Annotated in this window: 27 protein-coding genes; 21 read left to right on the top strand and 6 right to left on the bottom strand. The window is 67.3% G+C overall.

All coding sequences use genetic code 11. The features are described 5' to 3' along the window. Nucleotides 1-61: 61 nt before the first annotated feature. The 6 genes from DXK32_RS02315 (at nt 62) to DXK32_RS02290 (ending at nt 6,517) form a co-directional block, all read left to right on the top strand. A complete protein-coding gene (locus DXK32_RS02315) occupies nt 62-301 on the top strand; it encodes a hypothetical protein (protein ID WP_114857036.1) in 240 nt (79 codons plus the stop codon). 132 nt (nt 302-433) lie between these two features. Further along, the gene (locus DXK32_RS02310) at nt 434-2,422 is read left to right on the top strand and encodes a BCCT family transporter (protein WP_114857035.1); all 1,989 of its coding nucleotides are present in this window, start codon (nt 434-436) and stop codon (nt 2,420-2,422) included. Nucleotides 2,423-2,621: 199 nt separating this feature from the next. Further along, complete coding sequence (locus DXK32_RS02305) at nt 2,622-4,262, top strand: sensor domain-containing diguanylate cyclase (protein ID WP_247876933.1); 1,641 nt, start codon at nt 2,622-2,624, stop codon at nt 4,260-4,262. Between the two features lie 84 nt (nt 4,263-4,346). Then, nucleotides 4,347-4,736 (top strand): hypothetical protein, encoded by a 390-nt coding sequence (locus DXK32_RS02300; RefSeq protein ID WP_114857033.1) that lies wholly within the window; start codon nt 4,347-4,349, stop codon nt 4,734-4,736. An 83-nt stretch (nt 4,737-4,819) separates the two neighbouring features. Further along, nucleotides 4,820-5,584 carry a histidine phosphatase family protein gene (locus DXK32_RS02295; protein WP_114857032.1) on the top strand — a complete coding sequence of 255 codons (765 nt, stop codon included), beginning with the start codon at nt 4,820-4,822 and terminating at the stop codon, nt 5,582-5,584. A 24-nt stretch (nt 5,585-5,608) separates the two neighbouring features. Continuing rightward, a complete protein-coding gene (locus DXK32_RS02290; RefSeq protein WP_205215622.1) occupies nt 5,609-6,517 on the top strand; it encodes an NAD(P)H-hydrate dehydratase in 909 nt (302 codons plus the stop codon). 25 nt (nt 6,518-6,542) lie between these two features. Here the strand turns inward: DXK32_RS02290 and DXK32_RS32535 are convergent, their stop codons facing one another. Further along, nucleotides 6,543-6,710, bottom strand: a complete 168-nt coding sequence (locus DXK32_RS32535; RefSeq protein ID WP_205215621.1) for a hypothetical protein — start codon at nt 6,708-6,710, stop codon at nt 6,543-6,545. 241 nt (nt 6,711-6,951) lie between these two features. Between DXK32_RS32535 and DXK32_RS02285 the strand changes: the two genes are divergently transcribed. Next, on the top strand, nt 6,952-7,203 hold the full coding sequence (locus DXK32_RS02285; RefSeq protein ID WP_114857031.1) for a type II toxin-antitoxin system ParD family antitoxin: 252 nt from the start codon (nt 6,952-6,954) through the stop codon (nt 7,201-7,203). Between the two features lie 3 nt (nt 7,204-7,206). Further along, entirely contained in the window at nt 7,207-7,554 is a 348-nt protein-coding gene (locus DXK32_RS02280) for a type II toxin-antitoxin system RelE/ParE family toxin (protein WP_114857030.1), read from the top strand. 30 nt (nt 7,555-7,584) lie between these two features. On the opposite strand, the gene DXK32_RS02275 is transcribed toward DXK32_RS02280, so the two are convergent. Beyond that, nucleotides 7,585-8,892, bottom strand: a complete 1,308-nt coding sequence (locus DXK32_RS02275) for an MFS transporter (protein WP_114857029.1) — start codon at nt 8,890-8,892, stop codon at nt 7,585-7,587. Between the two features lie 210 nt (nt 8,893-9,102). Here DXK32_RS02275 and cyoA point away from each other — a divergent pair, with 210 nt between their 5' ends. The 11 genes from cyoA (at nt 9,103) to DXK32_RS02215 (ending at nt 19,992) form a co-directional block, all read left to right on the top strand. Further along, complete coding sequence (gene cyoA / locus DXK32_RS02270) at nt 9,103-10,278, top strand: ubiquinol oxidase subunit II (protein WP_114857028.1); 1,176 nt, start codon at nt 9,103-9,105, stop codon at nt 10,276-10,278. Nucleotides 10,279-10,291: 13 nt separating this feature from the next. Then, nucleotides 10,292-12,298 carry a cytochrome o ubiquinol oxidase subunit I gene (gene cyoB / locus DXK32_RS02265; protein WP_114857027.1) on the top strand — a complete coding sequence of 669 codons (2,007 nt, stop codon included), beginning with the start codon at nt 10,292-10,294 and terminating at the stop codon, nt 12,296-12,298. Between the two features lie 3 nt (nt 12,299-12,301). Further along, the gene (gene cyoC / locus DXK32_RS02260) at nt 12,302-12,937 is read left to right on the top strand and encodes a cytochrome o ubiquinol oxidase subunit III (protein ID WP_114857026.1); all 636 of its coding nucleotides are present in this window, start codon (nt 12,302-12,304) and stop codon (nt 12,935-12,937) included. Beyond that, nucleotides 12,934-13,350 carry a cytochrome o ubiquinol oxidase subunit IV gene (gene cyoD / locus DXK32_RS02255; protein ID WP_114857025.1) on the top strand — a complete coding sequence of 139 codons (417 nt, stop codon included), beginning with the start codon at nt 12,934-12,936 and terminating at the stop codon, nt 13,348-13,350. The genes cyoC and cyoD overlap by 4 nt, the downstream gene beginning before the upstream one ends. Continuing rightward, nucleotides 13,347-14,081, top strand: coding sequence for an SURF1 family protein (locus tag DXK32_RS02250; RefSeq protein ID WP_205215620.1), 735 nt, complete (start codon nt 13,347-13,349; stop codon nt 14,079-14,081). The genes cyoD and DXK32_RS02250 overlap by 4 nt, the downstream gene beginning before the upstream one ends. 184 nt (nt 14,082-14,265) lie before the next feature. After that, nucleotides 14,266-15,540: an ATP-binding protein gene (locus tag DXK32_RS02245; RefSeq protein ID WP_114857024.1), complete on the top strand. Its 1,275-nt coding sequence runs from the start codon at nt 14,266-14,268 to the stop codon at nt 15,538-15,540. Further along, entirely contained in the window at nt 15,530-16,063 is a 534-nt protein-coding gene (locus DXK32_RS02240; RefSeq protein WP_114857023.1) for a response regulator transcription factor, read from the top strand. Before DXK32_RS02245 ends, DXK32_RS02240 begins: the two co-directional genes overlap by 11 nt. Before the next feature lie 138 nt (nt 16,064-16,201). Further along, nucleotides 16,202-16,555, top strand: coding sequence for a hypothetical protein (locus DXK32_RS02235; protein WP_094307207.1), 354 nt, complete (start codon nt 16,202-16,204; stop codon nt 16,553-16,555). Nucleotides 16,556-16,773: 218 nt separating this feature from the next. Beyond that, on the top strand, nt 16,774-17,058 hold the full coding sequence (locus DXK32_RS02230; protein WP_014241890.1) for an HU family DNA-binding protein: 285 nt from the start codon (nt 16,774-16,776) through the stop codon (nt 17,056-17,058). Between the two features lie 987 nt (nt 17,059-18,045). Then, complete coding sequence (gene oxlT / locus DXK32_RS02220) at nt 18,046-19,374, top strand: oxalate/formate MFS antiporter (RefSeq protein WP_114857022.1); 1,329 nt, start codon at nt 18,046-18,048, stop codon at nt 19,372-19,374. A 141-nt stretch (nt 19,375-19,515) separates the two neighbouring features. Beyond that, nucleotides 19,516-19,992 (top strand): hypothetical protein, encoded by a 477-nt coding sequence (locus DXK32_RS02215; RefSeq protein WP_114857021.1) that lies wholly within the window; start codon nt 19,516-19,518, stop codon nt 19,990-19,992. Nucleotides 19,993-20,063: 71 nt separating this feature from the next. Here DXK32_RS02215 and DXK32_RS02210 read toward each other — a convergent pair whose 3' ends face one another. Genes DXK32_RS02210 through DXK32_RS02200 form a run of 3 tightly spaced genes read right to left on the bottom strand, consistent with a single transcriptional unit; the run spans nt 20,064 to nt 22,279 of the window. Further along, on the bottom strand, nt 20,064-20,786 hold the full coding sequence (locus DXK32_RS02210; protein WP_040136137.1) for a Bax inhibitor-1/YccA family protein: 723 nt from the start codon (nt 20,784-20,786) through the stop codon (nt 20,064-20,066). A 60-nt stretch (nt 20,787-20,846) separates the two neighbouring features. Continuing rightward, nucleotides 20,847-21,728: an anti-sigma factor family protein gene (locus DXK32_RS02205; protein WP_114857020.1), complete on the bottom strand. Its 882-nt coding sequence runs from the start codon at nt 21,726-21,728 to the stop codon at nt 20,847-20,849. A 2-nt stretch (nt 21,729-21,730) separates the two neighbouring features. Further along, nucleotides 21,731-22,279, bottom strand: a complete 549-nt coding sequence (locus DXK32_RS02200) for a sigma-70 family RNA polymerase sigma factor (protein ID WP_035683374.1) — start codon at nt 22,277-22,279, stop codon at nt 21,731-21,733. 177 nt (nt 22,280-22,456) lie between these two features. On the opposite strand from DXK32_RS02200, the gene DXK32_RS02195 reads away from it, so the two are divergent. Both DXK32_RS02195 and DXK32_RS02190 read left to right on the top strand, forming a co-directional pair. Then, the gene (locus tag DXK32_RS02195) at nt 22,457-22,741 is read left to right on the top strand and encodes an HU family DNA-binding protein (protein WP_014241890.1); all 285 of its coding nucleotides are present in this window, start codon (nt 22,457-22,459) and stop codon (nt 22,739-22,741) included. An 85-nt stretch (nt 22,742-22,826) separates the two neighbouring features. Continuing rightward, a complete protein-coding gene (locus tag DXK32_RS02190) occupies nt 22,827-23,015 on the top strand; it encodes a hypothetical protein (protein WP_114857019.1) in 189 nt (62 codons plus the stop codon). 15 nt (nt 23,016-23,030) lie between these two features. Here the strand turns inward: DXK32_RS02190 and DXK32_RS02185 are convergent, their stop codons facing one another. Beyond that, the gene (locus DXK32_RS02185; RefSeq protein ID WP_114857018.1) at nt 23,031-23,405 is read right to left on the bottom strand and encodes a response regulator; all 375 of its coding nucleotides are present in this window, start codon (nt 23,403-23,405) and stop codon (nt 23,031-23,033) included. Nucleotides 23,406-23,419 lie beyond the last annotated feature (14 nt).

Raw genomic sequence — 23,419 nt, 5'->3', positions numbered from 1 at the left:
AAGAACAACACCGCGCAACGAAAAAGCGCATGGCCGGACAGGGCTCTTCGGGAGGCAACGGATGCATCTTGTGCTTTATCTCGCCACCGGCCTGTCGGGGACCAACACGCTGATCCTGCTGCTTGCCTATCTCTGGGACAGTTCGGTGACGCTGTTCGGCGCCACCACGGGCTACGACCTGCGGCCGGATGGCGTGTCCTTCACCCTGTCGCTGTTCACGACGGTCCTGCTGGCTTGGTACGCGCTGGTCCTGCGGCGCCGCCGCCGGTCGGAACGCAAAGGCGGCGCGCGCCCGGACTAGCCGGACGCCGCGCCTCGGGCCGGAAGCATGAGCGCGGCATTTTTTTGGAAACTCCGGCCGGGTTGATCCGTTGTCTGGGCCAAGACGCCGCGCCTCGGATTCGGGTGCGCTGCCCGGACCCGGAGAAAAACCATGCATGGGATCAACAAAGCCGTCTCCTTCACCGCAGGGGGGCTGATTCTCCTGTTCGTCCTTCTCGCCAGCGTCTTCACCGAACCTTTCGGGGAGCGGATTTCCGCTCTTCAGTCCGCCATCGTCGGCAACTTCGGCTGGTTCTACATTCTGTCCGTCGCAGGGTTCCTCTTGTTCGCCTTTTGGTTGTTCTTCAGCCCCTACGGGTCGATCAAGCTCGGTAAGGACGACGACGAGCCGGAATTCAGCTATCTGAGCTGGTTCGCCATGCTGTTCAGCGCCGGCATGGGCATCGGCCTGCTCTTCTACGGCGTGGCGGAGCCGGTGCTGCATTTCGCCAACCCGCGGGTCGGCGAGGCGGGAACCCCCGACGCGGCGCGCGAGGCGATGAATCTGGCCTTCCTGCATTGGGGACTGCACGCCTGGGGCATCTACATCACGGTCGGCCTGTCGCTGGGCTACTTCGCCTACCGGCACGACCTGCCCCTGACCATCCGGTCGGCTCTCTATCCCTTGCTGGGCGACCGGTTGCGCGGCTGGCCCGGCCATGTGGTCGACATCGTGGCGATCGTCGGCACGCTGTTCGGCATCGCCACCTCGCTGGGGCTGGGGGTCATGCAGATCAACGCCGGGCTCGATTATCTCGGGCTGCTCAGCGTCGGGACGGTGCAGCAGATGGTGCTGATCGCCGTCATCACCGCGGTCGCCACCGTCTCGGCCGTCAGCGGCGTCGGCAAGGGCATCCGCCGGCTCAGCGAGTTGAACATGCTGGCGGGGTTGCTGCTCCTGCTGTTCGTCTTCCTGCTCGGCCCGTCGGTGTTCCTGCTGTCCACGCTGGTGGAGAGCATCGGGCGCTATCTGTGGACGCTGCCCTACACCAGCTTCCGCACGCTGCCCTACACCGGAGCGGAGTGGCAGGCGAGCTGGACGATGTTCTACTGGGGCTGGTGGATCTCCTGGGCGCCCTTCGTCGGCATGTTCATCGCGCGGGTGTCGCGCGGCCGCACCATCCGCGAGTTCATCGGCGGCGTGCTGTTCGCCCCGGTGGCCCTGACCTTCGTCTGGTTCACCGTGTTCGGCGAGACGGCGATCCACATCGACATGTTCGAAGGCGGCGGCATGGCGGCGGCGGTGCAGGAGAGCGTGCCGACGGCCCTGTTCGTCATGCTCGACCGCCTGCCGCTCAGCGTGATCACCTCGGCGCTCGCGACGCTGATGGTCATCACCTTCTTCGTCACCTCGGCCGACTCCGGCGCCCTGGTGATCGACATCATCGGGTCCGGCGGCAACCAGGACCCGCCGATCGCCACGCGCATCTTCTGGGCGGTGCTGTGCGGCGTGGCGGCGGCGGTGCTGCTTCTGGTCGGCGGGTTGCAGGCGCTTCAGACGGCGGCGGTGACGACGGCGCTGCCCTTCGCGGTGGTCATGGTGCTGATGTGCGTCGGGCTGGTGACCAGCCTGCGGGCGGAGCGCCGGGCGGGGCCGGACCGGCGGGTGGCGCGGGTGCCCACCGCGTCGGAGGGCGGCGCCCCGGTGCAGCCGGTGGGCGACGGCGACTGGCGCCAGCAGCTGGCCGCGGTGATCGGGCGCAAGGCGGCCATCGCGGCGACGGCCCCGCCCGGCGCCGCCAGCGCGCGGCGCGAGGTCGCCCGCTTCATCGCCGACACGGTCGAACCGGCCTTCCGCGACATCGCGGCGGAGCTGGAGCGGCTCGGCCGCCGGGCGGTCATCGAGGTCGGCCCCTTCAACGCCGGTCTGGCCGTGCTGCGCGACGGGGAGGAGGAGTTCAGCTACGACATCCGCGCGCGGGCCTATCATCCGTTGACCTTCGCCTTGCCCGATCTCAAGGAGGCGGACGAGCGGTGGCAGATGCGCGTCGAGGTGATCCTGCGAGGCGGCCTGCACAAACAATTGTTGCCGGCGCTCGCCGGACGGGAAGCAATCGTCCGCGACTTCGTGCAGGAGTATGGAAAGTGGAGGGGCTGGTGAAAGAGCGCGGCCTCTTGCGGTAGCAGGAGAAGATTGCCTCGAATTATGCTAGAAAGCCGTCCGGTGCTTTCTTCGTGCCGAGGCGGCGGCGACCACCATGGGTCATCAGGCGGATCAGAACCAGTCCGGGGTGGGCGCCCCCGGCGGGGAGGCGTGCGCGTCGGCGGGCCGCCCGATGACGGCTCCAACGACGGCTTCAATGACCGTTGCCGATCTTCCCTTGCTCGACGGGCTGTGGGCGCCGGTCTGGTTGCAGGACGGCGGCCGGATGCTCTGGGGCAACCGCGCCGCCCTGGAGCTGTGGAACGCCGCGTCGCTCGCCGATTTCCAGGCCCGCGACTTCGGCAGCCAGCCCGAGGGGGCGCCGCAGGCCGAAGGGGAACCGGTGGCGGGCCGCTGGACCTTCTACCCCAAGGGGCGCCCGGTCACCGCCTGGGTGCGGCGCAGCGGCATGGCGCTGCCGGACGGGCGCCTGGGCATCCTGCACGAGGCGCAGCTCGCCGCTCCCCCGGCCGATCCGGACCATGGCCGGACCGACACCGAGGCGCTCGACCGTGAGCGCGCCATGCTGCAAAGCCTGATCGACTCGATGCCGGACATCGTCTTCTTCAAGGACGTGAGCGGCACCTACCTCAAGGTCAACCGGGCGATGCTCGACTATGCGGGGCGCCCGCCGCTGGGGCTGACCGACCACCGGCTGTTCGACGCGGAAACGGCGGTGCGGCGGCGGCGGACCGACCAGATCGCCATGCAGAAGGGCTTCTCGCGCAGCGAGGAGTGGTTCGTCCACCCGGACGGGCGCTGCGTGCTGATGGAGACCGCCAAGGCCGTCTGCCTCGACCGCAGCGGCAAGATGCTGGGCGTCGTCGGCATCGCCCGCGACATCACCGAGCGGCGGCAGACGGAAAAGCAACTCCTGCGGCAGCACGCCCTGTTGCAGGGGATCATCGACACCATCCCCGACGCCGTCTTCTTCAAGGACCGCGACGGCGTGCTGCGCAAGGCCAACCGGGCCTTCGCCTCCTGGACCGGGCGCCCCCTGGAGCAGCTGATCGGGCTGGACAGCCACGAGATATGGCCACCCGGAATGGCCGAGGGCATCCGCGCGGGCGACGCCCTGGTCTATGCCGAGGACCAGCCGCGGAGCAACGAGGAGCGCATCCCGCTGCCCGACGGTGGGCAAATCTGGGTCGAGATCCTGAAGGCGCCGATTCGCGACGCCGGCAACGAGCTTCTCGGGCTGGTCGGCGTCGGGCGCGACATCACCCTGCGCAAGGCCGCCGAGGAGGATCTGCGGCGGAGCGAGGCGGAGAAGGACCACCTCGCCAACCACGACGCCCTGACCGGCCTGCCCAACCGCCGCCTTCTCTTCGACCGGCTGGACGTGGCGCTGGCCCGCTCGCGGCGCTCCGGGCGTCTGCTCGCCCTGCTGTTCATCGACCTCGACGGGTTCAAGGCGGTCAACGACCGGATGGGCCACGACTGCGGGGACGAGGTGCTGCGCATCGCCGCGGCGCGAATCGCCGGTTGTCTGCGCCGCAGCGACACGGTGGCCCGCGTCGGCGGCGACGAGTTCACCATCGTCCTGGAGGATGTGGCCTCCGCCGCGGACGCTGGAGGGGTGGCCGCCAAGATCGTGGAAGCGGTGGCGCGGCCCATTCCGGTGCGAGGCGAGACCGCCGTGATCGGCGCCAGCGTCGGCATCGCCCTGTCACCGGCCGACGGATCGGACGCCCGCAGTCTGCTGGTGGCCGCGGACGGCGCGATGTACCGGGCCAAGCAGGCGGGCCGCGGCACCCACATCTTTTACAGGGATATCCCCCACGGGAATCCGGACTGACCGGGTGCGGAATCCGCTTGCGCGATAGGAACAAAAGAAGAACAATACCCGCCTGACCGGTTCTTGACGGGAGAGGATGGGATCATGTTCGTCTGCATCGATGGTGACCGCACCACCCGCCTGCGCCAGTGGGCCTGGCTCGATATCGGTGCCGGTATGGGCGGTGGCGGTATGGGCTCCGGCGAACGCCGCCTCGTCGGCTGGAGCGTCACGGACGAGGCGTGGCTCGTCTCCGAGCCGATCGGCGTGGTCGCCACCAGCCCGCTTGGCCGTCCGCCGGGCTGGGCGGTGACCGACAATCAGCGCCGGTATCTGCTCGAACAGCCCGGCCTGCCCCATGGGGACGAGCCGCTGGCCGCCATCGACTGCCTGCGGGCGAACGGCAGCCTCGACCCGGCGGCTCCCATCAGCATCGTGCCCTGGCGCCCCGGCAAGTCCACCGCCGAACGCATCTTCGATCGCCGGACGGCCTGATCGCGGAAACAGGCGCCGCTGCGTGACGGAACGGCCTTTTTCCCGTTGAAAGCCTTGGTTGAGGCGGGAAGGGGTCGTTCACCATGCAGCAGCGCTGGCCGCAGAGATTGTGGATCGTCCGTCACGGGGAAAGCGCCGGCAACGTCGCGCGCGATGCCGCCTACGCCGCCGGGGTGGGGCGGATCGACATCGCCGAGCGCGACGTCGATGTGCCGCTCAGCCGCCAGGGAGAGCAGCAGTCCGAGGCGCTGGCGCGCTGGTTCGCCGCGCTGCCGCCCGGCGAGCGGCCCGACGTGGTGCTGACCTCCCCCTATCTGCGGGCCCGGAGGACGGCGGAGATCATCCACGCCGGGGGCGGCCTGCCGGTCGAACCCACGGAGTTCGTGGTGGACGAGCGGCTGCGCGAGAAGGAGTTCGGCATCCTCGACCGGCTGACCGCGCTCGGCATCGCGCAGGAGCATCCAGAGCAGGCGGAGTTCCGCCGCATCCTCGGCAAGTTCTACTTCCGTCCGCCGGCCGGGGAGAGCTGGTGCGACGTGATTCTGCGGCTGCGCAGCGCGCTCGACACCATCAGCCTGCACCATGGCGGGCAGCGGGTTCTGGTGGTCAGCCATCAGGTCGTCGTGCTGTGCCTGCGCTATTTGCTGGAGGGCATGACGGAAGAGCAGATCCTCGCCATCGACCGCGAGGGCGACGTGGCGAATTGCGGGGTCACCGAATACGCTTTCGACCCCGACCAGGGGCACAGCGGGCGGATGCAGCTTCGCCGTTACAACTTCGTCGCCCCGCTGGAGGTGGCCGGGGCACCGCTGACCGCCGAACCCGACGCCAATGCGGCTGTCCAATGAGTGTTTTCCGATGAGCGCCGTCCGATGAACGATTCTCCGATGAACGACTCGGTCCCGGTCACCCGCGACCTGCTGCGGTCCATGCCGCTGCCCCACCCCGGCGACGGCGCCGACAAGGACGGGCGGGGCCGCGTGCTGGTCATCGGCGGCAGTGTGGAGGTGCCGGGGGCCCTGCTGCTGGCCGGCACCGCGGCGCTGCGCGCCGGGGCGGGCAAGCTTCAGATGGCGACCTGCCGCAGCGTGGCCCCGCATCTCGGGCTCTCCGTGCCGGAGGCGCTGGTGCTCGGCCTGCACGAAACGGGGGAGGGCGGGATCGCCGCCGACTGCGTGGACACGCTGTGCGAGCGGGCGGCCCGCTGCACCGCGGTGCTGATCGGTCCCGGCATGATGGACAAACGGGCGGTCGCGGACCTGACCGGCTCGCTGATCGCCGGGCTGGACGGGGAGGGCGGCCCGGTTCTGGTCATCGACGCGGAGGCGCTGATGGGTCTGGACGATGCGAACGCGGCGCTGTGCCGTCGCAACGGGAGGACGATCATCACACCGCACGCCGGCGAGATGGCCGGGCTGTCGGGAGTCAGCCGGGATGAGGTGGAGGCCGATCCGCCCGCCGCCGCCCGCCGCGTTGCCGACCGTCACAAGGTGATCGTCGTGCTGAAGGGGGCCTGCACCCACATCGCCACACCGGACGGGCGGCTGTGGTCCTATGACGGCGGCAATGTCGGGCTTGCCACCTCGGGCTCGGGGGACACGCTGGCCGGAGTCATCGCAGGGCTGGCGGCGCGGGGCGCCGACCCGGCCCAGGCGGCGATCTGGGGTGTCCATCTGCATGGCGAGGCCGGCAACCGTCTGGCCCGCCGCGGCCCGCTGGGCTTCCTGGCCCGCGAGCTGCTGGCCCAGGTGCCGGAGATCATGGCCGAACTGTCGGCCTGAGACCGCCGGCCTCGAAACGCCAGTCTCAGAACACCAGCTTGGCGGCCTGATAAAGGATGACCCAGGGTGCGGCGATCAGCCCGCCCCACAGGGCGACCAGCGGCAGGCCGCGCAGCTTCTTGGCCGGGGCGGCGAGGGGGAGCGGGAAGGAAACGGTCTCGGTGGTGCCGACAGCGGGATTGTACTGGGACATGATGACCTGCCGATCTGTGTGTGAGGGCAGGATGCACGCCGATCTCTTAACGACGATTAAAGTCGGGGGTAGTCGCCGCGCGGGATTCCGGTGTACCGCCGCCGGGTAGCGAAGCGCGTTCGAGTGGGCAATTTCGGAGGCTGCGCCGGAGGTTCGCCTGCAGAACCGCTTGAAGCGTCCAGCTGGCTTGACAAAGATTGCCAATCGTCCCGAAATGTCCTTCGGAAGAAGGAGGTGGTCCATGCCGACCATGAACATCAGCCTGCCCGAAGCGCTGGCCACATTCGTCGAGAAGGAGGTGGCAAGCGGCGGCTACGCGTCTCAGAGCGAAGTCGTGCGCGAGGCGCTTCGCCTGCTCCATCGCGAAAAGGCCGTCGAGCTTGAGAAGCAGGAGATGCTCCGGCGCGCCATTCTGGTGGGCGTTGACGATTGGAAGGCCGGCCGTCTGGACGACCGGCCCATTGCCGACATCCTGAACGACATTGAGGATTGACCCGTGGTCGCCTACCGCGTCACCGATGCGGCGAAGCGGGACTTTGGAATGGTCTTGCGGGAAACCAGGGAACGGTTCGGCGCGCAACAGAGGGATATTTACAAGGCCTTGATCGCCAGGGCGGTCGAGATGGTTGCCGCAGACCCTGCCAGGGGCGGTTCCTGGGACCGTGGGCGCATTGTGCCGGGCCTGCGCGCCTTCCACCTGGACCATGCCGCCGGCCGGCGCGGTGCTGCGGCCCACACGCTCTATTACGCCATGGACCAGCAGGCCGGCGAGCCGCCGGCGGTTGTGGTTCTTCGCCTTTTGCACGAAAAAATGGAACCGGACCGCCGCATCCCGCAAGGATGAAGCCGGTCCGGTTCCCGACGCTCGTTCAGGTCACTTGGCCAGCGTTTTGTTGAGCCACAGGGCCAGCAACGTGCAGACCGCGCCCGACAGGAGGTAGGCGCCGGCCGAGAACAGGCCGTAGTTGGCGGACAGCACCAGCGCGACCAGCGGCGCGAAGCCCGCCCCGAACAGCCAGGCGAGGTCCGAGGTGATCGCCGCGCCGGTGTAGCGGTAGCGCTGGGTGAAGCCCGACGCGACCACGCCCGACGACTGGCCGAAGGACAGGCCCAGGATCACGAAGCCGACGATCATGAAGACCAGCTCGCCCAGCGGCCCGCCGTTCAGCAGCAGGGGCGCCACGCCGCTGAACACCGCGATGGCGGCGGCGCAGCTTCCCAGCAGGGTGCGGCGGCCGATGCGGTCGGCGATCCAGCCGGAGGCGATGATGGCCCCCAGCCCGAAGACGGCCCCGACCACTTCGATTATCAGGAAGTCCGCCGGCGTGTCCTGCGTGTAGAGGAAGATCCAGGACAGCGGGAAGACGGTGACCATGTGGAACAGGGCGAAGCTGGCCAGCGGGGCGAAGGCGCCCAGAACGACGCGCATGCCCTCGTTGCGCAGCATCTCGGTCACCGGGACCGGCTGAAGCTCGCGGCTTTCGAACAGGTGAGTGTATTCCGGCGTGACCACGATGCGCAGCCGGGCGAACAGCGCCACCACGTTGATGGCGAAGGCCACGAAGAACGGATAGCGCCAGCCCCAGCTGAAGAAATCCTCCGCCGACAGGGTGCCGGCGAAATAGGCGAAGAGGGCGCTGGCCACGATCAACCCGATGGGCGCGCCGAGCTGCGGAATCATCGCGTACCAGCCGCGGCGGTTCTCCGGCGCGTTCAGCGCCAGCAGCGAGGCGAGGCCGTCCCAGGCGCCGCCCAGCGCCAGACCCTGGCCGATGCGGGCGGCCGCCAGCAGCCAGATCGCCGCCGCGCCGATCTGCTCATAGCTCGGCAGGAAGGCGATGGCGACCGTCGAGGTTCCCAGCAGGAACAGGGAGAGGGTCAGCTTGGCGCCGCGCCCATGGGCGCGGTCGATGGCCATGAACAGCATGCTGCCCACCGGGCGGGCGACGAAGGCCAGCGCGAAGATCGCGAAGGACCACAGCGTTCCGGTCAGCGGGTCAAGATAGGGAAAGACCAGCTTCGGGAAGACGATCACCGAAGCGATGGCATAAACGAAAAAATCGAAGAATTCGGACGTCCGTCCGATGATGACGCCAATCGCGATTTCACCGGGATTTACCCGGTGGTCGCGGGCATTGACCAGTCTTGCATCCCGTTCGGTCGCCGTGGTCGATGATCCCATGGTCCCCCCACCGTCTGGCAATTGCGTCAGAGGGAATTAAATAGGCACCGCAACGGCATTCTGCCACGTCCATGTACGCATTGCCTTGATGTGCGTCAATGGCTGCGCGGAATCGCGGCGCATTGGACAAATTGTCCAATGTCCTACCCGGCCCGTGGGGGTTAGCTCTTCGCCCAAATCCAAAGCGAACCCCTGCTGACAGGTCCTGCCTTGACCCGTTTCCGCGCCTTGGCCCTCCTGCCGCTGATGGCGGTATTGAGTGGCTGCAACCTTGTGGTGATGAGCCCGTCCGGCGACGTGGCGAGCCAACAGGCCAACCTCATCACCATCTCCACTCTCCTGATGCTTCTCATCATCATTCCGGTGATGGTGCTGACGGTGCTGTTCGCGTGGCGCTACCGCCAGTCGAATAACACGGCCCAGTACGACCCGGATTGGGACCATTCGACGCAGCTCGAGCTGGTGATCTGGGCGGCCCCGCTGCTCATCATCATCTGCCTGGGGGCCATCACCTGGATGGCGACCCACCTGCTCGACCCCTACCGCCCGCTGGACCGCATCGCCGCCGGCCGCCCGGTCCCCGCCGATACGAAGATGCTCGACGTCAACGTCGTGGCGCTCGACTGGAAGTGGCTGTTCATCTACCCGGAATACGGCATCGCCACGGTGAACGAGGTGGCCGCCCCGGTGGACCGCCCGATCCGCTTCAACATCACCTCCTCGACGGTGATGAACTCCTTCTACATCCCCGCGCTGGCCGGGCAGATCTACGCCATGGCCGGCATGGAGACGAAGCTGCACGCCGTCATCAACGAGCCGGGCAGCTACAAGGGCTTCTCCGCCAACTACAGCGGCGCCGGCTTCTCGCACATGCGCTTCACCTTCCACGGTCTGGCCGCCGACGGCTTCGACAAGTGGGTGGCGGACATCAAGGCGGGCGGCGGCAAGCTCGACCGCGACGGCTATCTCCAGCTTGAGCGCCCCAGCGAGAACGAGCCGGTGCGCCGCTACGGCGCCGTCGATTCGGGCCTGTTCAAGGCCATCGTCGGGATGTGCGTCGAGCCGGGCAAGATGTGCATGCACGACATGATGGCCATCGACGCCAAGGGCGGCCTCGGGCTGGCCGGCATCGACAACGTGATGCCGCTGATGCACGACAAGCTGTCCCGCCGCGGCACCGCCGTTCTCGGCCCGGTTCCGGTCTATGTGGCGGGCATCTGCTCGACCGAGGAGCTGACCGGCCGCGCCGTCGAGTCGTCGCTGGGCGTGCTGAACGCTCCCGCGGACGCATCACCGATTTCTGGCGCGGGTCTGCCGCGCTCCTCCATCACGCCGATCTCCGCGCCCGCCTCTGCGTTCGGGCCGCGGCTGACGGCCAATCCTTGAGCGGCCCACCGCCATGATCGACACATCGACCGTCGCCACCCACCCGCTCTTCGGGCGTTTGACCCTGGAGTCCTTCCCCTATCACGAGCCCATCGTGGTCGCGACTTTCGTCGCGGTCGTGCTGGGCGGCCTCGCGCTCGTCGCGGCGCTGAGCTATTTCCGGCTGTGGGGCTATCTCTGGAAGGAGTGGTTCACCACCGTCGACCACAAGCGCATCGGCATCATGTACATGGTGCTGGGCCTGATCATGCTGCTGCGCGGCTTCGCCGACGCCATCATGATGCGCCTCCAGCAGGCCATGGCCTTCGGCGGCAGCGAGGGCTACCTCAACGCGCACCATTACGACCAGATCTTCACCGCCCACGGCGTCATCATGATCTTCTTCGTGGCGATGCCCTTCGTCACGGGTCTGATGAACTACGTGGTGCCGCTGCAGATCGGCGCCCGCGACGTGTCCTTCCCGTTCCTGAACAACTTCAGCTTCTGGATGACGGTGGGCGGTGCTGTGCTGATCATGGTCTCGCTGTTCGTCGGCGAGTTCGCGCGCACCGGCTGGCTGGCCTATCCGCCGCTGTCCAACATCGCCTACAGCCCTGAGACGGGTGTCGACTACTACATCTGGGCGTTGCAGATCGCCGGTGTCGGAACAACATTGTCCGGCATCAACCTGATCTGCACGATCGTCAAGATGCGCGCCCCCGGCATGACCATGATGAAGATGCCGGTCTTCACCTGGACGTCGCTCTGCACCAACGTGCTGATCGTCGCCTCCTTCCCGATCCTGACCGCCACGTTGGTCCTGCTCTCTCTGGACCGCTACGTCGGCACGAACTTCTTCACGAACGATCTCGGCGGCAGCCCGATGATGTACGTGAACCTGATCTGGATCTGGGGCCACCCGGAAGTCTACATCCTGATCCTGCCGGTCTTCGGCATCTTCTCCGAGGTCACCTCGACCTTCTCGGGCAAGAAGCTGTTCGGCTACACCTCCATGGTCTACGCGACGGTGGTCATCACGATCCTGTCCTACCTGGTGTGGCTGCACCACTTCTTCACCATGGGGTCGGGCGCCAGCGTGAACTCGTTCTTCGGCATCACGACGATGATCATCTCGATCCCGACGGGTGCGAAGATCTTCAACTGGCTGTTCACCATGTACCGCGGCCGCATCCGGTTCGAGCTGCCGATGATGTGGACCGTCGCCTTCATGCTGACCTTCGTGGTCGGCGGCATGACGGGCGTGCTGCTGGCCGTTCCGCCGGCCGACTTCGTCCTGCACAACAGCCTGTTCCTGATCGCCCACTTCCACAACGTCATCATCGGCGGCGTGCTGTTCGGCCTGTTCGCCGGCATCTACTACTGGTGGCCCAAGGCCTTCGGCTTCCGCCTCGATCCCTTCTGGGGCAAGGTCTCCTTCTGGTGCTGGGTGATCGGCTTCTGGGTCGCCTTCATGCCGCTCTACGTGCTCGGCCTGATGGGCGTCACCCGCCGCCTGCGCGTGTTCGAGGACCCGTCGCTGCAGATCTGGTTCCAGATCGCCGCCGTGGGCGCCGTCCTGATCGCCGCGGGCATCGGTGCCTTCCTCCTCCAGATCGCCGTCAGCGTCTGGAAGCGCCGTGAACTGGTCGACCGCACGGGCGACCCGTGGGACGGCCGCACCCTGGAATGGGCGACCTCCTCGCCGCCGCCGGACTACAACTTCGCCTTCACGCCGATGATCCACGACAACGACGCGTGGTGGGACATGAAGAAGCGCGGCTACAAGCGCCCGCTCGGCGGCTACAAGGCGATCCACATGCCCAGCAACAGCGGCACCGGCGTGATCCTGGCCGGGATCAGCGTGGTCCTCGGCTTCGCCCTGGTCTGGTACATCTGGTGGCTGGCGGCGGTGAGCTTCGTCGCCCTGCTGGCGGCGGCCATCCACCACACCTTCAACTATCACCGCGACTTCCACATCCCGGCGGACGTGGTGGTGCGGACCGAGAACGAGCGGACCCGACTCCTCTCCGGGCAGGTGTAAAGCATGAGCACGACCCTGACAGCCGAGCGGCCCCGCGGCCAGGCTCCGGTGTTCCACGTGGTGGACGAGCACGCGCACCCCGAAGGCTCCAGCACCATGCTGGGCTTCTGGATCTACCTGATGAGCGACTGCCTCATCTTCGCGGTGCTGTTCGCGACCTACGGCGTTCTCGGCGCCAACTACGCCGCCGGGCCCGCGCCCAAGGACCTGTTCGACCTGCCGCTGGTGGCGCTGAACACCGCCATGCTGCTGTTCTCCTCCATCACCTATGGCTTCGCCATGCTGGCGATGGAGAAGGGGCGGGTGTCGCAGACCCAGCTGTGGCTGGCGGTGACCGGCCTGTTCGGCGCCGCCTTCCTGGCGATCGAACTCTACGAGTTCGCCCACCTGATCCACATCGGGGCGACCCCGCAGCGCAGCGCCTTCCTGTCGTCCTTCTTCACGCTGGTCGGCACCCACGGCCTGCACGTCACCTTCGGCCTCGTCTGGCTGGTGACGCTGATGGTGCAGGTCAACAAGCGCGGCCTGATCCCGGCCAACCGCCGACGCCTGATGTGCCTCAGCCTGTTCTGGCACTTCCTGGACGTCATCTGGATCGGCGTCTTCACCTTCGTCTATCTGATGGGAATGCTGCGATGAGTTCTCATGCCGAACATCATTCCGGTCATCATGGGGCCGGCCATCATGGGGCCGGCCATCACGACCACGGCCACGGGGACGACGGGCACGCCCACGGGACGCTCGGCAGCTACGTGATCGGCTTCGTCCTGTCGGTGATCCTGACGGTCATTCCCTTCTGGCTGGTCATGGACGGGACGATCCTGGATAAGAACATGACCGCGATGGCGATCATGGCTCTGGCCGCCGTCCAGGTCGTCGTCCACATGATCTTCTTCCTGCACATGAACGGGCGGGCGGAAGGCGGGTGGACCATGCTGTCGCTGATCTTCACGCTCATCGTCGTGGTTATCATGCTGGCCGGTTCGCTGTGGGTGATGTACCACCTGAACACCAACATGATGCCGATCCACGACCCGAGTCAGCTGCCGTGAACGGCACGGCGACCCACCGCCCGCGCCGGGGGCTGATCCTTCTCGGCGTCCTGGCGCTGGCGGGGGTCGCCGTCTTCACGTCGCTCGGCGTCTGGCAGGTCGAGCGGTTGTTCTGGAAGCTGGACCTGATCCAGCGGGTGGAGGAGCGGGCGCAGGCCGCGCCCGTTCCCGCCCCCGGCCCGGAGGACTGGCCCGCCGTCACGGCGGCCAGCCAGGAATACCGCCGGGTCGGCGTCACCGGACGTTTCCTGAACGACAAGGAGACGCTGGTCCAGGCGGTGACCGAGCGGGGCGGCGGCTTCTGGGTGCTCGCCCCGTTCCACACTGACCGGGGCTTCACCGTCCTGGTCAACCGGGGCTTCGTGCCGCCCGAGCGGCGCAGCACCGACAGCCGCCCCGACGGGCTGATCGACGCGGACACCACGGTCACCGGCCTGCTGCGGGTGACCGAGCCGGGGGGCGGTTTCCTGCGCTCCAACGATCCCGCGCAGAACCGCTGGTACTCGCGCGACGTGGCGGCCATTGCCGCCGCCCGCGGCGTGACGGACGCGGCCCCCTATTTCATGGATGCCGAGGCCAGCCCGCCGGGCGGCTACCCGGTCGGCGGGCTGACCGTCCTGACGTTCCCGAACAACCACCTCGTGTATGCGCTGACTTGGTTTGCCCTGGATCTCATGGTGATCGCTGCGGCGCTCTATGTCGCGCGCAGTGAATGGCGCCGCCGAGGTTGAAGAAATAAGCTTTTTTTCTTTATGGTTTTTCTGTCGGGCGGGACGTGGCTCCTCGCGGACTCTTTCGCTCGGCTTTTTTGTGCTATCAAATCCCCCCGAAGTCCGGGGCAAGGCTGCCAAGCCGAGGCATCGTGCCCATATGAATGGGGACCGAAGGAAGCCGGCGAAGGGCCAGACGTTTTCCGTGCGCGACACCACCGACAAGAAGAACCTGTTTCTGCTGGTGCAGTTGCGCTGGCTCGCCGTTGCCGGGCAGGTGGTGACGATTCTGATCGTGCACTACCAGATGGGCATCACCCTGCCGCTCGACCAGATGGGCGCGGTGATCCTGTTCCTGGTCGCGCTGAACATCGCCAGCGTCCTTCATCTGCGGCGCCAGACCTCGGTGTCGAACACCCAGCTCTTCCTGGAACTGCTGATCGACGTGTCGGCGCTCACGGTCCAGCTCTACCTCAGCGGCGGCGCGTCCAACCCGTTCATCTCGCTCTACCTTCTGCAGATCACGCTGGGGGCGGTGCTGCTGGAGGCGTGGTCGGCCTGGGCGCTGGTGCTGGTCGCCACGGCCTGCTTCACGCTGCTGATCGGCGCCTACCGCCCGCTGGCCCTGCCGCCGGGGTTGGAGGGGCTTCTGCTGGGGCTGCACATCCAGGGCATGTTCCTGTGCTTCGTGCTGACGGCCAGCCTGATCGTCCCCTTCATCACCCAGATCACCCGCAACCTGCGCGCCCGCGACGCCCATCTGGCCGACCTGCGCCAGCGCTCCATGGAGGAGGACCACATCGTGCGCCTCGGCCTGCTCGCTTCCGGCGCCGCGCACGAACTGGGGACGCCGCTCGCCACCCTGTCGGTGATCGTGAACGACTGGCGGCGGATGCCGGTGGTCAAGGGCGATCCCGACATGGCCGAGGACATCGCCGAGATGCAGAACCAGATCGACCGCTGCAAGGCCATCGTGTCGGGCATTTTGCTGTCCTCCGGCGAGGCGCGGGGGGAGGGGACGCTGCGCACCACCGTGACCGCCTTCCTCGACGATCTGGTGGCGGAGTGGAAGGACAGCCGCTCCCCGGCCTGCGTCGATTACGACAACAGCGTCCGCTCGCGGGAGGGGATCATCTCCGACCTCGCTCTGAAGCAGGTGATCTTCAACGTCCTGGACAACGCGCTGGAGGTGTCGCCCGGCTGGGTCGGCATCGCCGCCGGGCGGCAGGGCGACAGCCTCGTCCTGACCGTCAACGACGCCGGTCCCGGCTTCGAGGAGCGGATGCTGGCGGAATTCGGCAAGCCCTACCGGTCGAGCAAGGGGCGGCCCGGCGGCGGGCTGGGTCTCTTCCTGGTGGTCAACGTGGTGCGCAAGCTGGGCGGCTCGGTCGCCGCGCGCAACCGCCCCGGCGGCGGCGCCTCCGTGACCATGACCCTGCCGCTTGCCGCCCTGTCCGCGGGAGAGAGCCATGGAGACTGACCGTTCCCTCGTCCTGGTGGAGGACGATGCCGCTTTCGCCAAGGTCCTGCGCCGCTCCTTCGAGCGCCGGGGCTACCGGGTCTACTGGTGCGACAGCCTGGACGGGCTGCGGGCGCTGCTGGACACCGTGCCCTTCGCCTATGCGGTGGTGGACCTGAAGCTGGGCAACGGCTCCGGCCTGGAGTGCGTGCGGGAACTGCACGCCAACGACCCGGAGACGCGGATCGTCGTCCTGACCGGCTTCGCCAGCATCGCCACGGCGGTCGAGGCGATCAAGCTGGGCGCCTGCCATTACCTCGCCAAGCCGTCCAACACCGACGACATCGAGGCGGCCTTCGAGCGGACGGAGGGCGACCCCTCCATCGCGCTGGGGGCGCGGGCGACCTCGCTGAAGACGCTGGAATGGGAGCGCATCCACGAAACCCTGGCGGAAACCGGCTTCAACATTTCCGAAACCGCCCGCCGCCTGGGGATGCATCGGCGCACCCTGGCCCGCAAGCTGGAGAAGAAGCAGGTGCCCTGAAAGGTGCCCTCAATCCGCTTTCTCCTGTCCAGTCGGTCAAAGAACGCGTATGGCCGCTGGACAATGGCGGCCGGTCCGCCCATTTTTCACGGCCTGTTACAGTCGTGTGTCATACGCAGCAGCAAGGAGCAGTGTGAAGTGTCTCTTTCCACGTCGAGCAGCAGCCCCGCCGATCCCCGGACCGAGGCCCGCCGTCTTCTGACGGACGCCATCTCCACGTACCTGCAGTCGTGCAAGGATCTGGCTGCTGCGACCGAACGCGCGACCGAGACGAGCGGCAGCATCGATACCCAGGCCCGCCGCAAGGCTTACCAGACGCTGACCGAACTGGGCGATCAGGTCCGTCTCGCGCAGCGCCGCCTCGTCACCGCGGCCAAGCAGGCCCGCCGGGTCATGCCGGTGGCCGAGATCGAGGAGGTCGCCAAGAAGCTGGACAAGCGCGACACCACGGAAAGCGCCGCCGTTCTGGTCAAGGCCGCCCTGGTCAATTGACCCGGTCAACGGACGCCGGTCGGGGGAGGGCTCGCCTGTTCGGCATAGTCAAATCCGCCGGATTGGCCGGAAACGCCGATTTTTTGCGGGTCACAGCGTCGCGCCCGGTCGATTCCGGGCCGGAGCATCTTGCGCGCCGCCGCCCGGCAGGGTAGGTCAGAGGCGCCTGGAGCCCCGGAACATGCTGGGGTTCCGCCACGAACAAGGGGAATTTGGGAATGACGAAGGCCGATCTCATCGACGCGATCGCCGGCAAGCTGGGCGGCACGAAGGCCGACGCCGGCAAGGCGCTGGACGCGGTTCTGGAGAGCCTGCAGGACGCGCTGGTCAAGGGGGAGACGGTCAAGCTGCCGGGCTTCGGCCAGTTCGAGATCGCCGAGCGCGGCGAGCGCACGGGCCGCAACCCGCAGACCGGTGCGGAGATCAAGATCGCCGCCTCCAAGGCGCCGAAGTTCTCCGCCGGCAAGGCCCTCAAGGACGCCGTCAACGGCAAGGCCGAGTAAGGCGGCAAGGCCGAGCAACGGCACCGGTTCGCCCCTCTCCCTCCCCGGGAGAGGGGATTTCTTCACCCGCTCAATGCGGGTTCGCCGGCCCCGCTGTGGCGTCGGCCAGCCAGCGGCCCGGCGGGTCGCTGTTTTTTTGTCCGCATCGTTGCCCCCATCGTTCGTCGCCTCGCTCCAGCCCGGCGGGATGCCGTCCATGTTCGGCCGGCAATGGGCGAGGCCCTTGTGGCAATCGACGCAGGCCCGCGTCCCCCCCCTCTTCGGTGATGTCCATCGAGTCCGCGCCATGGCGTTTGCGGCGCTCCAGGAACGTTTGGACGGTCAGCCGCCTCCAGTCTGCCCCCGGGGATGGCCGCGTGAGTGGCGTTTTCGGCGGATAATTCGCTCAACGAACATTTTTTTGAGGGGGGCCGGGATTAAGCGGCGCGCCGAGCCGTAAACTGAGTGAAGAGGGGATAAGGAGGTCGGACAGCCTTGGTGTGATTTGGCTCTCCGGATTGTTTATTTCCGACTCGTACAGGGCATACAGATTGGATCGACGACGAGGTTGCTGATGATCTGAAGTTCTGTAAGATTGGAACAGCCGTTCTTGGTGTAACGGCTTCTCCACTGTTGTGATCGTAAGTGAAGCGAACTCATTCAGAGGCCGCGCCTGCTTTGGCGCGGCCTTTTTTTTGTCATTTCGAAGTCATAGTACGAAAGTCTGGCGTCGCCAATGCTGACTTTGCATGAGGCATACCTTCAACGATAGTTGCGACGGCAGGGATTATTTGTGCTGTGGTTCCTGAAACGGATGTTGTGTTCCGCTGATTGTGTGGTATACCAAGTACGAAATGCGGAACACCAAGCCTCCCCCAACGGTGGCGGTGGTGCTTCTGCCAAGACGTGAAGGGCACGCAAGCCCCCAAAAAAAGGCAATGCGACAACAACCATTGGCCCCGCCCGGCTGAGTTGAGTGTTCGATCACCGCATTGGGGAGGAAGAGTAATGAGTCAGTCCATCGCTGCACCGCCTGGCGGCTCGCAGGCGCCCATTTCCGAAGGCGCGCGCTGGATGCAGATCGTCGTCGGCATCGTCTGCATGGTCGCCGCGGCCAACATCCAGTACGCCTGGACGCTCTTCGTGCCGGAAATCCAAGCCACCCATGGCTGGACCCGCGCCTCGATCCAGACCGCCTTCACCGTCTTCGTCGTCGTCCAGACCTGGCTGACCCCCATCGAAGGCTACTTCATCGACCGTTACGGCCCCCGCGTCATCGTCGCCTTCGGCGGCGTGATGACCGGCCTCTCCTGGATCGTCGACAGCTACGCCGGCTCGCTCGGCATGCTCTATGTCGGTTCGGCCATCGGCGGCATCGGCGTCGGTTGCGTCTACGCCACCTGCGTCAACAGCGCGATCAAGTGGTTCCCGGACAAGCGCGGCCTCGCCGTCGGTCTGACCGCGGGCGGCTACGGCGCCGGCTCGGCCCTGACCATCCTGCCGATCGCCAACATGATCCACTCCTCCGGCTATCAGGCGACCTTCTTCTGGTTCGGCCTGCTGCAGGGTGCGATCATCATCGCCGCCGCCTTCTTCCTGCGCGCCCCGCAGAAGGATCAGGTGAAGGCCTCGACCAAGGTCCTGCAGTCCCGCCGCGACTACACGCTGAAGGAAGCGCTGCAGACGCCGGTCTTCTGGGTCATGATGGTCATGTTCATCTGCACCGTCTCGGGCGGTCTGATGGCGGTGGCCCAGCTCGGCGTGATCGCCCACGATCTGGGCGTGAAGGAAGCCCCGATCAGCCTGTTCGGCATCACCATGGCGGCTCTGCCCTTCGCGCTGATGCTCGACCGCGTGATGAACGGCATCTCCCGTCCGCTGTTCGGCTTCATCTCCGACCACATCGGCCGTGAAGCGACGATGTTCATCGCCTTCACCTTCGAAGGCATCGGCATCCTGATGCTCAGCCGCTTCGGCCACGATCCGATCATGTTCCTGATCCTGTCGGGCATGGTGTTCCTGGCCTGGGGCGAAGTGTACAGCCTGTTCAGCGCCACCTCGGCGGACACCTTCGGCACCAAGCATGCGGCGAAGATCTACGGTGTGCTCTACTGCGCCAAGGGCGTCGCGGCCCTGCTGGTCCCGCTGGGCAACCTGCTGATGGAAGCCACCGGCACCTGGGCGACCGTGCTCTACATCTGCGCCACCATGGACCTCATCGCGGCCTTCTGCGCCATCGCGGTCCTGCGGCCCATGCTGCGCCGGCACCACGCCCGAAACGCCGAACTCGCCGCCCGGCAGGGCACGGGTCCGGTTACCGCGGCGGCCAGCCCGTAACCTCCGCTCCGGCGGACCGACCGAAAGGGGGCCACGTCTGTGGCCCCCTTTTCGGCGTTCCGGGCCGGCCTTGCGAAGCGGATGGGGATGTGGGACCTGTCGGGGGAGGGGGGCATGGACAATCGACGGCGGAGGTGGGGCGTGGGAAAGGACGACGGCAGTTTCCGGCTGGTGGTCGCCTGCTCGCTGGGCGGGGTGGCGGTCAGCGTGGCCCTCGGCTCGCTGCTGCTGTCGCGATGGACGCCCCGGACGGAGAACACGGTGGTCGAACGGGCGATCCACAACATGGACCGGGAGACCTGCGAGCGGGTGCTGCATTCCTTCACGCAGCCGCAGCCGGTGGGCACCCGCGTGCTGTGGCTGTGGGCGGAGGAATCGACGCCGGGCGTCTTTACCGGAGCGCCCTGGACGTCGCGCGTGACCGGGCCGGGCGTGCAGGCGGCGGCCGCCGGCGGGTCGGGATCGGCGGCGGGCCGTTCTCCCCGTCCCTACGCCTTCGACCCGGCGTCCCAGGTGGCGCCGGACGCGGCCTGCTCCTTCCCGAACAACTCCCTGCACATCGTGTCGGTGGAGTATCCGCCCAAGCCGGACGCCGCGTCGGCAACGGGCAAGCCGTAAAAGGAAAAGGGCCGGCCGCGGGAAGCGGCCGGCCCTTTCTGGCAGGCGGTGCGCCGGATGGAAGCGCCGCCTTACTCCTCGCGGTTGCCCATGAGCTGCAGGAGCATCTGGAAGAGGTTGATGAAGTTGAGGTAGAGCGAGAGGGCGCCCATGACGGCGAGCTTGGTGTTGCCCTCGTGCCCGTGGCCCTCGGCGTACTCCTCCTTGATGCGCTGGGTGTCGTAGGCGGTCAGGCCGGTGAAGATGACCACGCCGATCACCGAGATGGCGAACTGCAGCGCGCTGGAGCCGACGAAGATGTTGACCAGGCTGGCGATGACGATGCCGATCAGGCCCATCATCAGGAACGAGCCCATCTTCGACAGGTCGGCCTTGGTGGTGTAGCCCCACAGGCTCATCGCCGCGAACATCGCCGCGGTGATGAAGAACACCCGCGCCACGCTGGCCCCGGTGAAGACCAGGAAGATCGACGCCATCGACACGCCCATCACCGCGCAGAAGGCCCAGAACAGCCCCTGCAGCGCGGCCGCCGACATCGCGTGGAAGCGGAAGGACAGCACCATGATGAAGGCCAGCGGCGCCAGCATCACCACCCACTTCAGCGGGGTCGTGAAGATCGGAACGTACAGCGCCGGCGTGCTCGCCACGAACAGCGCCACCAGCCCCGTCACGCCAAGGCCGAGCATCATGAAGTTGTAGACCCGCAGCATGTGCTTGCGCAGGCCCTCGTCGAACGCCGCGCCGTAGGCCGGCGCCGCGCTGCCGAATTGGTTGCCGTAGAAGGGTCCGCTCATCGTCTCACCATGTCCTTCGGATGCTTATCGTTCGGATGCTTGTCGTTCAGTGCGTCGGCGTCAGAACCACGCCATGCGGGCGTCGCGGGCGTGGGCCAGGATTTCCTTTTCCGGCTGTTCGCCGCACAGCGCGTAGACCGTCGTCCCGACCTGCCAGTAGGCGACCGAGACGTTGCCGATGCGCTCCGCCTGGGGTTCGGTGACGGCGAAGCGGTCGACCTCGCTGGCGAACAGCGTGATCAACTGCGACCCGCCGTGGCGGTAGGCCGCCTGCACCGCGACCCCGCCGTCCCAGGCCACCGTGCGCAGCCCGTCCGGGGCCTGCCCGATGTCGAGCTGCGGGATCGGCACCGCGACCTCCGGGGTGGCGGGGGCCAGACGGTTGACCAGGGACTGGGCGGCGTCAGCGAAGGGCTTGAAGTCGATCCCGCTGTGCAGCGCCTGCTGGTGGGTCTGGGCCGCGATGGTGATGTAGTGGGTGGCCGCGTGGGCCGTGGCCACCGGGTTGACCGACAGGGACGACACGGCGCTGTGCGCCGTCCAGCCGAGCCCGACGAGGCACAGAGCCGCCACGGCGCGCCGCCCGCGGCCCGAGCCGCTGGCGGCCCGCGCCCGCGCCCGGTTCATCAGTTCCGCCGCCGGGCGGCGCCACAGGGCGCCCCACTGCTTGCGCCGCGGCAGCGGCGCACTGGCGCCGACCGCCGGCTGGGCAGGGGCGGGGGCTGCGGCCGGTTCGGGCGCGGCGAGGTCCGGCTCCGCCTTCTCGACGGCCGGACCGGCTATGAACAGGCGGATCTCGTCGCGCACCCGCATGTCGTGCATGACGCGGGCGGCCTCGTCCGGATTGGCCTCCAGGTAGGCTTCCACCTCGATGCGGCGCTGCGCGTCGAGTTCGCCGTCCACATAGGCGTTCAGGTCGATGTCGCTGATCGGTTCGTTCATCGTCATTTCACCACGCGCAACGGAGGGCGCTGGACCCGGTCTGATGGGGTTCGGTCGGACTGGTCTGACGCCGGCTGGCGCCCGCCGCCCGTTTTGGCCCGCAGCGCGTCGCGCGCACGGCCCAGGCGGGACATCAGGGTGCCCACGGGGATGCCCAGACACTCCGCGGCGTCCCGGTAGGACATGCCGTCGAGCGCCACGAGCACCAGGGCCTCCCGCTGTTCGACCGGCAGGGTCATCAGGGCCGCAATGGTCTGGCCGAGATGGACGTGGCTCAACTGCGCGGGCGGGGAGCCTTCCTCCGCCATCGAGCTGAGCTCGCCGGTCGCCTGGCGTTCGGCCTGCTGGCGCCGCCAGCGGTCCACGAACGTGTTGTGGACGATGGCGAGCAGCCACTTGCGCAGGTCGCGCCCGTCCGTGAAGGACGACGCCCCCTCGATGGCCTTGACGAGGGCCTCCTGGACGAGGTCCTCGGCCTGATCGGGGTCGCGCATCAGGACCAGGGCGTAGCGCCGCAGAACGTCCAGATGCTGTCCCAGCTCGTCTTTCATCACCGTCCCGGATTGGTTCTTCACACACGGCATACGGATCATGCCGTGGCTTAATCCGCTCCGGGGGAAAAAATCGCCACGGGATTGGCTTGCGCGCGGACGCGGGGCGGAGTAGGTCAGAAGCGCCTGGAGCCCTGGAGAATGCTGGGGTTCCTCCATGAACAAGGGGAGTAGGGAATGACGAAGGCCGATCTCATCGACGCGATCGCCGGCAAGCTGGGCGGCACCAAGGCCGACGCCGGCAAGGCGCTGGACGCGGTTCTGGAGAGCCTGCAGGACGCGCTGGTCAAGGGGGAGACGGTCAAGCTGCCGGGCTTCGGCCAGTTCGAGATCGCCGAGCGCGGCGAGCGCACGGGCCGCAACCCGCAGACCGGTGCGGAGATCAAGATCGCCGCCTCCAAGGCGCCGAAGTTCTCCGCCGGCAAGGCCCTCAAGGACGCCGTCAACGGCAAGGCCGAATAAGCCTTCCGCAAAGATGATCCTTGTATCGGATGAAGGGGCGGCGGCAACGCCGCCCCTTTCGTCTTTCCAATTTCATGGTGACGACATGAGCAGCAACAGCATTTACCGCTGGATCAAGGTCGAAGGACGGTGGGAGCCGGCGCAGCAACTGGCCGATGGCTCCTACATGCCGATCGGTGACATCGTGCCGCTGTCCGCCCGCAGCGTGAAGGTCGGCCCGGTGATCGAGCCGCCGGCGCGCAACGCCGCCCCCAAGGACGACGTTGGCGAATAGGGCTGGCGCACCGCTCTATCCGATCGGCCCGACCCGATCGAGCATGGCGTGGACGGCACCGATCGCCGCCTGGAAGCTGAAGGGCTTGTGCAGGACACGCAGGCGGTCGGACTCCGGGTGCCAGAGGGCGCCGCTGTCGGCGGTCATGACGATCACCGGCAGGGCGGGCCGCTGCGCCCGCGTCCGGCGAATCAGCTCGTTGCCATCCATCACCGGCATGCGCAGGTCGGTCATCAGCAGCGACGCCGGGCCGCTTTCCAGGGCGGCGATGGCTTCCAACCCGTTGTGGGTCAACGTGACGCGCAGCCCCTGGCCTTCCAGCGTGTCGGCAAGGGCCAGGGCTTCGAGGCGTTCATCCTCGGCGACGAGGATGTGGGGAGCGGGCTCCATGGTTCGGCCTGACA

It is taken from the genome of Azospirillum brasilense (genome assembly GCF_003349955.1).
GTDB classification, from domain to species: domain Bacteria; phylum Pseudomonadota; class Alphaproteobacteria; order Azospirillales; family Azospirillaceae; genus Azospirillum; species Azospirillum brasilense_B.
Note: the sequence above shows the minus strand (reverse complement) of the source record. Positions and strands in the feature narration are given on the sequence as shown.

Coding starts and splice junctions, on each gene's coding strand:
- DXK32_RS02315 (WP_114857036.1), top strand. CDS start 62: ATGCATCTTGTGCTTTATCTCGCCACCGGCCTGTCGGGGACCAACACG.
- DXK32_RS02310 (WP_114857035.1), top strand. CDS start 434: ATGCATGGGATCAACAAAGCCGTCTCCTTCACCGCAGGGGGGCTGATT.
- DXK32_RS02305 (WP_247876933.1), top strand. CDS start 2,622: ATGACCGTTGCCGATCTTCCCTTGCTCGACGGGCTGTGGGCGCCGGTC.
- DXK32_RS02300 (WP_114857033.1), top strand. CDS start 4,347: ATGTTCGTCTGCATCGATGGTGACCGCACCACCCGCCTGCGCCAGTGG.
- DXK32_RS02295 (WP_114857032.1), top strand. CDS start 4,820: ATGCAGCAGCGCTGGCCGCAGAGATTGTGGATCGTCCGTCACGGGGAA.
- DXK32_RS02290 (WP_205215622.1), top strand. CDS start 5,609: ATGAACGATTCTCCGATGAACGACTCGGTCCCGGTCACCCGCGACCTG.
- DXK32_RS32535 (WP_205215621.1), bottom strand. CDS start 6,710: ATGTCCCAGTACAATCCCGCTGTCGGCACCACCGAGACCGTTTCCTTC.
- DXK32_RS02285 (WP_114857031.1), top strand. CDS start 6,952: ATGCCGACCATGAACATCAGCCTGCCCGAAGCGCTGGCCACATTCGTC.
- DXK32_RS02275 (WP_114857029.1), bottom strand. CDS start 8,892: ATGGGATCATCGACCACGGCGACCGAACGGGATGCAAGACTGGTCAAT.
- cyoB (WP_114857027.1), top strand. CDS start 10,292: ATGATCGACACATCGACCGTCGCCACCCACCCGCTCTTCGGGCGTTTG.
- cyoC (WP_114857026.1), top strand. CDS start 12,302: ATGAGCACGACCCTGACAGCCGAGCGGCCCCGCGGCCAGGCTCCGGTG.
- cyoD (WP_114857025.1), top strand. CDS start 12,934: ATGAGTTCTCATGCCGAACATCATTCCGGTCATCATGGGGCCGGCCAT.
- DXK32_RS02240 (WP_114857023.1), top strand. CDS start 15,530: ATGGAGACTGACCGTTCCCTCGTCCTGGTGGAGGACGATGCCGCTTTC.
- DXK32_RS02230 (WP_014241890.1), top strand. CDS start 16,774: ATGACGAAGGCCGATCTCATCGACGCGATCGCCGGCAAGCTGGGCGGC.
- oxlT (WP_114857022.1), top strand. CDS start 18,046: ATGAGTCAGTCCATCGCTGCACCGCCTGGCGGCTCGCAGGCGCCCATT.
- DXK32_RS02210 (WP_040136137.1), bottom strand. CDS start 20,786: ATGAGCGGACCCTTCTACGGCAACCAATTCGGCAGCGCGGCGCCGGCC.
- DXK32_RS02205 (WP_114857020.1), bottom strand. CDS start 21,728: ATGAACGAACCGATCAGCGACATCGACCTGAACGCCTATGTGGACGGC.
- DXK32_RS02200 (WP_035683374.1), bottom strand. CDS start 22,279: ATGAAAGACGAGCTGGGACAGCATCTGGACGTTCTGCGGCGCTACGCC.
- DXK32_RS02195 (WP_014241890.1), top strand. CDS start 22,457: ATGACGAAGGCCGATCTCATCGACGCGATCGCCGGCAAGCTGGGCGGC.
- DXK32_RS02190 (WP_114857019.1), top strand. CDS start 22,827: ATGAGCAGCAACAGCATTTACCGCTGGATCAAGGTCGAAGGACGGTGG.
- DXK32_RS02185 (WP_114857018.1), bottom strand. CDS start 23,405: ATGGAGCCCGCTCCCCACATCCTCGTCGCCGAGGATGAACGCCTCGAA.